This window comes from Sphingobacterium anhuiense (assembly GCF_042686355.1).
GTDB classification, from domain to species: Bacteria; Bacteroidota; Bacteroidia; order Sphingobacteriales; family Sphingobacteriaceae; genus Sphingobacterium; species Sphingobacterium anhuiense.
Genome location: NZ_JBHUPE010000007.1, coordinates 37928 through 48571 on the forward strand (window position 1 = coordinate 37928; position 10644 = coordinate 48571).

Below are 10644 nucleotides of genomic sequence, written 5' to 3' on the forward strand. Positions count from 1 at the left end.
TTCCATTATGCATTAGTCTGTAAGCTTCTTTAATAAAATTATAGGATCCGCTTTTGGCATAAAACAATTAAACTAAAAACGATTATCTTTGTATTATTATTGAGTCATCGTGCTATGACGTCACATCATTTTCACGTCTTTTTGCAGTGCCCCTTGGCCTACTCATGCAAAATCTTAATAAGCAATACAAAATTAGAATAGAAAACAATGGCAAAAATCAAAATATACGACACCGCAGTAAGACCGGAAACAGCTTTACTCGTGAGTGTAATTCCTCAGGGATTAAGCGAGGAAAAAGCACACGAGTATCTTGAAGAATTAGAATTTTTAGTTCAAACTGCAGGCGGGATAACAAAAGGTATTATCACGCAAAAATTAACTTATCCAGATCGCTCCACCTATGTAGGGGCAGGAAAATTGGAAGATATTAAAGCTTTTGTAATCGCAGAAGAAATTGATATGGTCGTTTTTGATGATGAATTATCTCCTTCTCAATTACGTAATATCGAACGTGAGCTTCAAGTTAAAATATTAGACAGATCAAATTTAATTTTAGATATTTTTGCAAGCCACGCTAAAAGTGCGCAAGCAAAAACACAAGTTGAATTAGCACAATTACAGTATTTATTACCCAGGTTGACAAGATTATGGACCCACTTGGAACGCCAACGTGGTGGTATCGGTATGCGTGGTCCTGGTGAAAGTCAGATTGAAACTGATAGACGTATTATTTTAAATAAAATAACTGTTTTAAAAGAACGTCTTGACCTGATTGACAAACAGAACGAAACACAACGTAAAAATCGGGGTGAAATGATACGTGTTGCTTTAGTCGGCTATACCAATGTCGGGAAATCAACCATCATGAACATGATTTCAAAATCGGACGTTTTGATTGAAAACAAATTATTTGCAACATTAGATACAACCGTTCGTAAAGTAGTGATTGATAATTTACCCTTCTTATTATCCGATACTGTAGGTTTTATCCGTAAACTTCCCCATCATTTAGTTGAATGTTTTAAATCAACATTAGACGAGGTCCGCGAAGCGGATGTATTGATTCATGCGGTCGATATTTCACACCCAAATTTTGAAGATCATATTATCGCTGTTAATGAGACATTGAAAGATATTGGAGCTTTAGATAAACCAATCATTACGGTATTCAATAAAATTGATGCTTATGTACCGACAGTTGAAGAGGGTGAAGAAGGTGAAAAAACAGTAACATTAGAAGATTTTGAAAACAGCTGGATGGCCAAGAATGCTGATCCAGCAATCTTCATTTCAGCTACAAATAAAACAAACTTAGAGGAATTTAAACAAAAATTATACGATATCATTGTGGAAATTCACCGTGAAAGATATCCTTATAATAATTTGCTTTACTAATCCGAATTTATAAGTACTTAAAGTACGCTTGAATGACAGGGTATACCCGATGTAAAATCAAGCGTGCTTTAATCATTTCAAACTGGGCTAAAACGCATATAGCCACATCACTATGCAAAATAAAAAAGTAACCTTTATCGATTGGGGCTTGGTAGATTATCAAGAAGCCTGGGATAGACAAGAAGAGATTTTTAATAAAACCTTAGCTGTAAAACATGAAAACCGGGTTAACAGCACAGAAGTTCCAACGGAAAACTTTTTAATTTTCAACGAGCACCCTCATGTATATACCTTAGGGAAATCTGGGAAACCTGAACATCTTTTATTGGATGAAAAAGCGCTCGAAGAGAAAGAAGCAACCTACTATAAGATCAACCGTGGCGGTGATATTACCTATCATGGTCCTGGTCAGATTGTTGGATACCCAATTCTGGATTTAGATAATTTCTTTACCGATATTCATCTTTATCTACGCACGTTAGAAGAGGCGATCATCCTAACCCTAAATGATTATGGAATTCAGGCAGGAAGATACCCAAGTTTTACGGGTGTATGGATCGATGGGGACAACGAAAAGGCACGGAAAATCTGCGCGATGGGTGTCCGCGCAAGCCGATGGGTAACCATGCATGGATTTGCATTCAATGTAAATGCCGATCTAAGTTATTTTGGAAATATTGTACCTTGTGGTATAGACGACAAAGACGTTACCTCTATGGAGCGAGAACTGGGCTATAAACCCAATATTGACGAGGTAAAAGATAAGCTAAAGGGGCATATCGCCAATCTCTTCGCCATGGAACTGGTTTAAAATAAAAAAGGACTTACAAAAGCTGCAGGTCCTTTTTTATTTTATCTTTAATTGACTTTTCTAACAATAAAACATACATTCATAACGGACGGCTTTTCCATTTTCAAAAGTGATCATAAATAGGCCTGCGTCACCATCGGGGATTCGATAAACATGCGGGGGACCGATCCAGTCGGTCGAAACCAGATGTCCAAAATGTTTCACAAATTCCTTTTCATCATAATTCATATCGATTCGCTCCTCTCCCATCCACAAGGCTAGCTCATTGCTGAGGGTAACCTGATATACGGACCCAAAAACTTTTCCCTTGACATTTTCTTCAAATGCCACGATATTATTATCAGATCGATAATAATATACAGGTTCCCAACCGCATTCGGGCATATCCGGAATAACCGATACTTTTTGCATCTGAAGTTGCTTCATCTGACTTTCTGTTATCTTCCCATCATAAAGAAGCAACCCCTTCCAATCGAAATGCATCCGTAAAGATGTCACCTGCTTCTCCACCACATCGAATGCCGGACGAACTTGAAACCGATCTGCCAGATACAATTCAAAATCAATATCAACTTTCGGGTCCTGTAATCCAGCATTTTCAAATGACTCTTTCCAAAATGTCAATGCCTGTTTTAATTTTTTATCATCGGTCCAGGCAATTTCCCTGAGTCTTCCTACCCATAAAATTTCCTGTTTTTGATCCTTACCTTTTACTTTGAGATATTCTTTTAACACTTTATCATAGGTCAATTCCGCACCTAGAAATTTTGCCTGAATAAATTCCGGTCTCTCATGAAAGTGATCACCCACATATACCCAACCGTCCGTGTAGAGCGGAAAGTAATCGATACAGACCAGCTCATTGAGTCTTGCTCTTCTTACTGCAGTGCTTGAAACATCTGGAGCTTTACGCACCCGTAATTCCGATACCTGAACAAAAAAATGAGGGCACTGGCTTCCTTGTGTACCCCGATAGAAATATTGCGTAGGCTCACCCGCTGATCGCTTACCAAACATTGCCCGTTGGAGAGGTTGCTTCATTATAAACCCAATATCCCCATTACTCACCTGCACCTTATATTGTGTTTTTGTAGAGTCCAAAACATATACAGGAGCTTCCGTCGGAAATATCCCCAGCAGATCCATTTTGTTATTTTCGGTTCTATAGAGATGCCCCCATTCTGAAGTGTAAACAGGACGATCACCGGCCGATTGAGCAACAGTATCAAGTGTTGTAAAACAAAGTAACACAGCAAACAAACGATATAGTCTTCCCAACATAAATATGGTATTATTAATTATTAAAAGATCTTAGCAATGATAATTCTTCTATTCGACAGTTTACCTCCATGAGACAAAAATAAACGAAAACCACGGCAATAAAATCACTTGAATCCGTTATTTTTTTTAAAATTATAATAACGAAATATTGTACTATACAAATTTTCTTGAGTCAATATTGGCCTAATTTATAGAACTAGGTTCAATGATACCCGACCCTATTCTTTTTCCAAGAAACCAATTTGCTTTTCAAGGGCAAGAATTGTCTTCTCTTGTGTTCTTATCGTCAGTTCCAAAGCATTGATCACTTTATTCATTGCCTCGTCCATCTTAATTGCATTATCATCTGGGCGCTGCTTGGAATGTTCAAGAGAACCCCTTTCATCACCGTTACTGTTCCTATACATTTCACCTGTACCCATCAATAACCAGGTTGGACATATATCATTATATTTAGTTAAGATCGCTATCATTGCATCCGAACTAAGTGCTGAAAATTTTTGAACGCCTTTAAAGTTAGCATAAGAAAATCCCAAGCCTTCAAAAAAAATAGCTTTGCTTATCCCCTTACTTTCCGCAATTAATAATACACGTTCTTTAACTCCCGACATGATTTCTCTTTTTTAACCTATACTTTATGATGCAACACAGCGCTCTCATCATTATAACCTCTTAACTCGCAATTTCTGCGTGTTATTTTACGCTATTTCAATATTACTTTATCCCTACTTAAATATCACCCCGTATGGGTTACTCCTTTTTTGACGATGTATTTTCCTGTTCGTAAACTGATAATTGTCGTTCCATGAAGGAAATTATCTTTTCCTGGGATTTAATTGTTGCATTTTGAGATGCTATTACTTGATGTAAGGCATTAATAACAGCATTGTTAATTCCTTCCTGTTCGGCGGTTAAATAGGTCTCATTAAATTCTTTAACGATTGATTTAGCACATAACATCGATCCTTCACCTCTTAGTAACCATTCTGCTGAATAATCGGGATAATTTTCTAACAGGCTGATTAGCCACTTTGATTGAATATCTGTGCCGTTGGTCAAGGCTCTTGTAAAAACGCCTTTACTGGCTCCAATAGTAGCTTCTAAAGCAGAAACACTCATTCCTTCCCGGTCAGCAACAAGCTTAATTCTCTTCAAATAATCACTCATATATGCAAATTTAATCTTAAAATAATTTGTTTTGACTTAAAATAATTCCTAAATTAGTTTTATGAAGATAATTAAAACCATTTTAAACCAAAATTTCCATTATGAAAAATACGCAAAAGAAACTAAAAGCGAAACAATTTCGCTATTTAAGTAAAAAGAATATCAAAAATCCCATGGTCTACATCCGTGATTTTTTCCAACAGCAAACTGATATCATTAACTGGCAAAATGATATCAATCTCTTTGTAATAACTGGAGCTTATCCAGCGATGTCGACCGGTGGTTATCCCGAAAATGGCTACAATTGCCATCAAATGATTAAGCAGATGGAAATAGCTTATGTTATTTTTAAACAATGTGGACTACCCAAACATAAGGATCCCTTAACATTATTTGACACAAGAAACGATTACTTCAACTATTCGTATGGACTTGAACTCACTTGTAATAATAAAAGAAGCCCCTACGATTTGATTCGTAAGTTTTTCTCTTATCAGCCCTTACAAAAATGGTATAAAACCATGGATGACCTGATGGAACAGCTAACTTTAAAGAGATCTATCGGCAATGAACATTTTGGTGATAAAATTGTCGTTATTCGCGAATTTCTCATTCGTCTGGCGTACGCACTTTATTACATCTATGAGCATGGGGGTATCTCTATTCCTCTTCCTCCCTATGTTCATATGGAATCGAGGAAACCACGTGAAGAAGCGGAATCAAATAATGAATCATTAGGTGGTCCTCATGATATACGAGATGAAGAAAAAATGTCGGAAATGAATTCAGCAGAACTGGAAACAAAAAATAAAGGCGCAAATATAAAAGAAGACGCTACACAGAAAATAACAGGACTATATATGGAAGCAGCAGATCATCTTGACACGGTAACCACTTTAGAAGAGAACATGACCTGTATTCAGCAAACCTTACAGTCGCCATAATCTTAAAAAACAGAGCAGTTAACAAAAAAATTATGTTATAAAATCGATAAATAATCAGGCGTCTGAATACAATGTTACATTTCATCTCCATATCTCACCAAAAAGATATTTCAAGAAATAACACAAATTAAAATGTAGCAAATGAACACAACACACACCCCTTGATATAGCCTTTCAGACAGCCTATTTAATGCTACCCCAACAGCATAATAATCCAATACTACAATCATGAAAAGAAAAAAACTAAAATGGAAAGAGTTTAGGTATTTACCTAAATATACCTTTAAGAATTATTCAAATTCTTTAGAGAATTTTGCAAAAAGCAGTACGGACTGGAGTAAAAATTTCAACCACCTTGTTAATATTTCTGTCAGTAGCATAATGCGATGCGAAGGCTTTAACTATGGTTACATCTATGTGAATATCGGCTATGCAATTGACCTCGCGTGGTTGATTTTCATCCAATCAGACCTACAAAAATGCAAGAAAAAAGATTTATTCTTAAATCATAAACACGAGATAGCTTGTTCTTGCAATAATAACTTAGGGATCTATCCTCCTGATTTCTTAGCTCGAATGTTTCGTTTCAAAACTCATAGAGAATGGTACGAAATCATGGATGAATTAATAGAAAGTTATTCCATTAGCTCATTAAAAGATTCTTTCATACAAAGTGCGGATAGTATAATTCCCATTGCTCAATTTCTCACTAATCTTCCCATTGCTCTGCAGACGATATATGCTGTGGGAGGAATAGAAAAATGTTTGGAGCATAAATTAAACTCAGGAATAAATTAGGTAGCTAAAAAAAGTAAAAGCCCTCTAATATATGCTAGAGGGCTTTGTTATTTTGATAAATTATTTACCAAAATTTATTACGAAGTATTACCGATCAGAAACTACGTCTGGATAAGGAACAGTAGCTTTAGTATTTTTAATTATTGGCATCTGTGCATCTACATTTCGAAGATAAGCACCCAATTTATCGGATAACCTTTTTACGATTTTAGGATTATTCATCGCAAGATCTTGCTCTTCTCCGATATCGTTCTTGATATTAAACAGTTCTTTTTTCTGTGTTTTATGCCAATAGATCAATTTCCAGTCACCGTCCCTCACTGTACTTGTTGCACCTATTCCTGGACCAGTCTCGCCCCAGCTATTTGGATAGTGCCAATACATGGCCGATTTACGGTTTGTCTGCTTATTTGTCTTCAATACCGAAACAAAATTTTCTCCGTCTATGTGTTGCACAGCTTTTGTTTTTTTAACACCTGCCATGCTCAATACAGTCGGAAATATATCCTCTATTATAACGGGATATTCCGTTACCGAATTTTCTTTAACAACAGCTGGCCACTTAACCAGCATGGGTACTCTTATCCCACCTTCATAGGCCGATCCTTTGCCACTTTTTAAAGGTTCATTCCATCTGTGTTTTTTGCCTGTTCTACCACGATCCTGTATGGCATAACCACCATTATCAGAGATAAAGAGGATAATTGTATTCTCAGTCAAATGTTTACGGTCTAAAAAACTCATCATATCACCTAGGCTCTTATCCATACCTTCTACCATTGAAGCATATTGTGCTTCAACATGAGTGGCTCCTTTATCGATATATTTTTGATAGAATCGCTTATCCGCATTAAAAGGTACGTGCACTGCATAATGTGACATATACAAAAAGAAGGGTTTTTGATTTGACAATGAGTCATTCAAAACTTTTAGTGTCTTCTGCGTCAATGCTTCTGTCAAGAATATATCCTGACCGTAATATTCTTCCAAACCCGGTACTCCCCAAGGACTTTTTGGCGTTCCATCTTTATTATTTCCAAAATTTTCTGTTCCCAGAAAGCTACCAGGACCACCCGCTGCATGACCGGCAATATTCACATCAAATCCCAAATTTATAGGATCAGCTCCTGGTGTTCCCACAGCTCCAAAGTGAGCCTTTCCTGCATGAACGGTTAAATATCCGTTTTCCTTTAATAGTTGAGGCAAGGAATTGACAAATACAGATCGCTCTATAGTATCCACGGGCTGCATACCATTTACGTTCCACAAAGGAAAATCCAGTTTATCATCTTTAGCATCTACCGAAGCATTTCTGTTTAATGTCCAATTGGTTACCCGATGCCGTGCGGCATTCATCCCGCTCATTAAACTTACCCGGCTTGGAGAACAGACACTACTGGCATAAGCCTGTGTAAATTTCATACCTTGACTGGCAAGACGTTCCATATTCGGGGTTTGATAAAAATTGTTTAACGGAGTTTTTTCTTTCCAAAAAGGAACCGAAGTATCTTCCCATCCCATATCATCTACGATAAATACGATAATATTCGGTCTTTCTTGCTTTTGGGCATGAACTTCGCCACTTCCGATCGTAAAAGAAAGTAATAACAGGAGGAAGGTTGATTTTTTTAATAGCATGTTTAGATTTATATGTCCCAATTTACAAAGTATTATTCTTTAATCAAATTGATTCATAAATAAAAAAGCCCTCTGAGCAGATCAGAGGGCTTTTTGCGTTTATTTATTTAACTTTATATGGATATAAACTTTTAAAAGAGCATTATTTCACAAAAGCTTCCGTCACTGCCTTTCCTCTCCAGGGTTGCGGTTGTTCAAGCCCCAGGATCGTTGCCAAAGTTGCGGCAGTATCATAAGTTATAATCGTGCTTTTCAGTTCAGTATTCTTTTTAATACCCGGTCCGCTCATGATCCACGGTACTTGCACTTCATCCAAAGATTTTCCACCATGACCTTTATCTATACCACCATGATCTGCTGTTACCATGATAATGGTTTCATCGGCAATGCCTGCTTTTTTAACCGCATCAATTATTTTTCCAATACGTGCATCTACTTTTTTGAGCATATCGTAATATGCCTCCGTTCTGTGTCCTTTACCATGCCCAGTATAATCAGGTTCACTAAAATGCACAAATGTAAATAGCGGTTTGTCTTGAAGAATCACATTAACAGCTTTCTCTGTACAAACATCTTCATTATCGTCTGCTGGTAAAACATGTGTTATCGCATCTTTTTCAATCAGATAGCCGATCCCTGGCCAGCTATACACCGCTGCAGTAACCGCTTTGGGTTTTTGATCGCGGATCACACTGAAGATAGAAGGAAATTTATTATATTTCTCATGCTTAACTATAGATGGAATTTCCGGCTCCTGACTTCCCCACTCTGTATACCCATGCATAGTCGGCGAACTCCCCATTAACATAGATGCCCAATTGACAGCACTGGATGAAGGAAGCACCGTTCTTGCTTTTAAACTCCAAGCTCCTGTTGCCATTAATTGTTTCACATTTGGCATTTCTGCATTTGGTATGGCATAGGCGCCTAAACCATCGCATCCAATAACAACAATATGTTTTACTTTTTTAAACTGTGCCGTTGCACCGAATGTACATATTAGGATCAGCAACAATTGTATTGATATTTTTCTCATTATTTTATAAATTTTAATTATTTAATTTTCCACATGATACCATTCTGCGTATCAGCACCACCAAATTGACTAGTGATAGCGGTTTTAACGTTTTTTTCATTCACCGTATACTCCGATGTAGGGTATGCCCATCTTGTCGGTATCGCATTGTTATTGGCATTAGAAGGTCCTATATTAAACATTGGAATACCTGTTCTTCTAAACTGATAGTAAGCTTCACGTCCGGAATTTTGAAAAAATGCCACATATTTTTGATTTAAGATCTGTTTCAGACCATCTGTATTATTTCCTTTATAAGCGTTATTACTTATGAAACTTTCAATATCCTCACTCTTTACACCGTAAAAATTCATTGAACTCTTGATACCTGATCGGTAGTACTCGGACGCATCGCCTGTTAACCAACCTCTATTGATTGCCTCAGCGATTGTGAAATGAGTTTCATATGCTCCAAATTGTACACAAGGAATTCCTGAGGGGGAAGCCATCCAGTAATCAAAATTAATCATCGACAGTTTTCCATCAACAGTTTGTTTCTGTAACGTAGATTGCAGATCGCCTGTATTTCCACCTCTATATGATGTAAACTTTTTCGCATAGTTGGCATCACCACTATTTTTTGCAGAGTCCGTTGGCCAAGCAACAACCATCAATCGCGGATCCTTTGTATTTCTTGTAATATTAACATAAGTAGCTGCCAGTGTATTTCTATTGTCATACTTAATCACTACACCATCAGCCGGCCATAAAGGGTAATTATTGGTACGGTTATTACCATTATACACCAACTGAAAATTATCCGCATTTTCCAACATTAGCGGATATTTTGGTTGATTATTGACTATAGCAGCAAACTGCTGTTTGATATTCAGATCCGGCGTATCATCAGCTCTTTTACTCAAAGACATCAAAATTCTCAATTTAAAAGAATTGACCAATCTTTGCCATTTTGCTAAATTACCATCAAAATAAAAGTCTCCATCCACCTTGGCACCATCGGCGACCAAGGGAGTCAACAGGGTATTTGCCTCATCCAGTAATTGCAATATTTGTTTATACACCTGCTTCTGGTCATCATACTTCGGAACAAAGTTTCCATTACTTGCCCCCTGCAATGCTTCACTCATTGGGATATCACCAAACCTTTCTGTAAGTCTCGTAAAAAAATAAGCTCTAAAAAATTTGGCCAATGCCAAATATGGAGCTCCAACAAGTCCGGATTTCTCCGCCTCGATCTCCATCCGGACTACATTACGCAATTGATCATATTCAGTAAATGAACTTGTCGACCAACCGTATGATTGTGTTCCGTAGAGTTCAAAATTGAGTACCATATATTGATTGTGTCGTTGATCTGTATTCCAGGGACTATCCGAACTGTTGAGCAATAAGCCTGTCAAGATCAGCTGTGGTTTCGCATTGCTTATAGCTGATGTATCCTTCTGGAGCGAATCTATCTTTTGACAGGAAGATATGGCGGATGCAAGGACGAGCAATAATGCTATTTTAATATTTTTCATTGAAATATATTTATTTTTTAACTGTTATGAAGCTATCATAAGCATATTCATTGC

Annotated in this window: 10 protein-coding genes; 4 read left to right on the plus strand and 6 right to left on the minus strand. The window is 37.0% G+C overall.

The features are described 5' to 3' along the window. Nucleotides 1–207: 207 nt before the first annotated feature. Nucleotides 208–1395, plus strand: a complete 1188-nt coding sequence (hflX, locus tag ACFS6I_RS16965) for a GTPase HflX (RefSeq protein WP_021191965.1) — start codon at nt 208–210, stop codon at nt 1393–1395. Between the two features lie 112 nt (nt 1396–1507). Beyond that, nucleotides 1508–2206: a lipoyl(octanoyl) transferase LipB gene (gene lipB, locus ACFS6I_RS16970; protein ID WP_380922349.1), complete on the plus strand. Its 699-nt coding sequence runs from the start codon at nt 1508–1510 to the stop codon at nt 2204–2206. Nucleotides 2207–2266: 60 nt separating this feature from the next. Here the strand turns inward: lipB and ACFS6I_RS16975 are convergent, their stop codons facing one another. From ACFS6I_RS16975 to ACFS6I_RS16985, 3 genes are all read right to left on the minus strand, one after another. Then, the gene (locus ACFS6I_RS16975) at nt 2267–3487 is read right to left on the minus strand and encodes a hypothetical protein (protein WP_380922351.1); all 1221 of its coding nucleotides are present in this window, start codon (nt 3485–3487) and stop codon (nt 2267–2269) included. A gap of 218 nt (nt 3488–3705) precedes the next feature. Continuing rightward, nucleotides 3706–4098, minus strand: coding sequence for a hypothetical protein (locus ACFS6I_RS16980; protein WP_380922353.1), 393 nt, complete (start codon nt 4096–4098; stop codon nt 3706–3708). A 139-nt stretch (nt 4099–4237) separates the two neighbouring features. Then, nucleotides 4238–4654 carry a hypothetical protein gene (locus tag ACFS6I_RS16985; protein WP_380922355.1) on the minus strand — a complete coding sequence of 139 codons (417 nt, stop codon included), beginning with the start codon at nt 4652–4654 and terminating at the stop codon, nt 4238–4240. Nucleotides 4655–4755: 101 nt separating this feature from the next. Between ACFS6I_RS16985 and ACFS6I_RS16990 the strand changes: the two genes are divergently transcribed. After that, on the plus strand, nt 4756–5598 hold the full coding sequence (locus tag ACFS6I_RS16990) for a hypothetical protein (protein WP_380922357.1): 843 nt from the start codon (nt 4756–4758) through the stop codon (nt 5596–5598). Nucleotides 5599–5826: 228 nt separating this feature from the next. Continuing rightward, nucleotides 5827–6396, plus strand: coding sequence for a hypothetical protein (locus tag ACFS6I_RS16995; RefSeq protein WP_132840906.1), 570 nt, complete (start codon nt 5827–5829; stop codon nt 6394–6396). An 87-nt stretch (nt 6397–6483) separates the two neighbouring features. On the opposite strand, the gene ACFS6I_RS17000 is transcribed toward ACFS6I_RS16995, so the two are convergent. The 3 genes from ACFS6I_RS17000 to ACFS6I_RS17010 all read right to left on the minus strand — a co-directional run bounded on the left by ACFS6I_RS17000 (nt 6484) and on the right by ACFS6I_RS17010 (nt 10590). After that, nucleotides 6484–8034, minus strand: coding sequence for a sulfatase (locus ACFS6I_RS17000; RefSeq protein ID WP_380922359.1), 1551 nt, complete (start codon nt 8032–8034; stop codon nt 6484–6486). Nucleotides 8035–8176: 142 nt separating this feature from the next. Further along, nucleotides 8177–9070 carry an alkaline phosphatase gene (locus tag ACFS6I_RS17005; protein WP_380922361.1) on the minus strand — a complete coding sequence of 298 codons (894 nt, stop codon included), beginning with the start codon at nt 9068–9070 and terminating at the stop codon, nt 8177–8179. 17 nt (nt 9071–9087) lie between these two features. Next, nucleotides 9088–10590 (minus strand): SusD/RagB family nutrient-binding outer membrane lipoprotein, encoded by a 1503-nt coding sequence (locus ACFS6I_RS17010; protein ID WP_380922363.1) that lies wholly within the window; start codon nt 10588–10590, stop codon nt 9088–9090. Nucleotides 10591–10644: the final 54 nt, after the last annotated feature.

Coding starts and splice junctions, on each gene's coding strand:
- ACFS6I_RS16995 (WP_132840906.1), top strand. CDS start 5,827: ATGAAAAGAAAAAAACTAAAATGGAAAGAGTTTAGGTATTTACCTAAA.
- hflX (WP_021191965.1), top strand. CDS start 208: ATGGCAAAAATCAAAATATACGACACCGCAGTAAGACCGGAAACAGCT.
- ACFS6I_RS16975 (WP_380922351.1), bottom strand. CDS start 3,487: ATGTTGGGAAGACTATATCGTTTGTTTGCTGTGTTACTTTGTTTTACA.
- ACFS6I_RS17000 (WP_380922359.1), bottom strand. CDS start 8,034: ATGCTATTAAAAAAATCAACCTTCCTCCTGTTATTACTTTCTTTTACG.
- ACFS6I_RS16985 (WP_380922355.1), bottom strand. CDS start 4,654: ATGAGTGATTATTTGAAGAGAATTAAGCTTGTTGCTGACCGGGAAGGA.
- ACFS6I_RS17005 (WP_380922361.1), bottom strand. CDS start 9,070: ATGAGAAAAATATCAATACAATTGTTGCTGATCCTAATATGTACATTC.
- ACFS6I_RS16990 (WP_380922357.1), top strand. CDS start 4,756: ATGAAAAATACGCAAAAGAAACTAAAAGCGAAACAATTTCGCTATTTA.
- lipB (WP_380922349.1), top strand. CDS start 1,508: ATGCAAAATAAAAAAGTAACCTTTATCGATTGGGGCTTGGTAGATTAT.
- ACFS6I_RS16980 (WP_380922353.1), bottom strand. CDS start 4,098: ATGTCGGGAGTTAAAGAACGTGTATTATTAATTGCGGAAAGTAAGGGG.
- ACFS6I_RS17010 (WP_380922363.1), bottom strand. CDS start 10,590: ATGAAAAATATTAAAATAGCATTATTGCTCGTCCTTGCATCCGCCATA.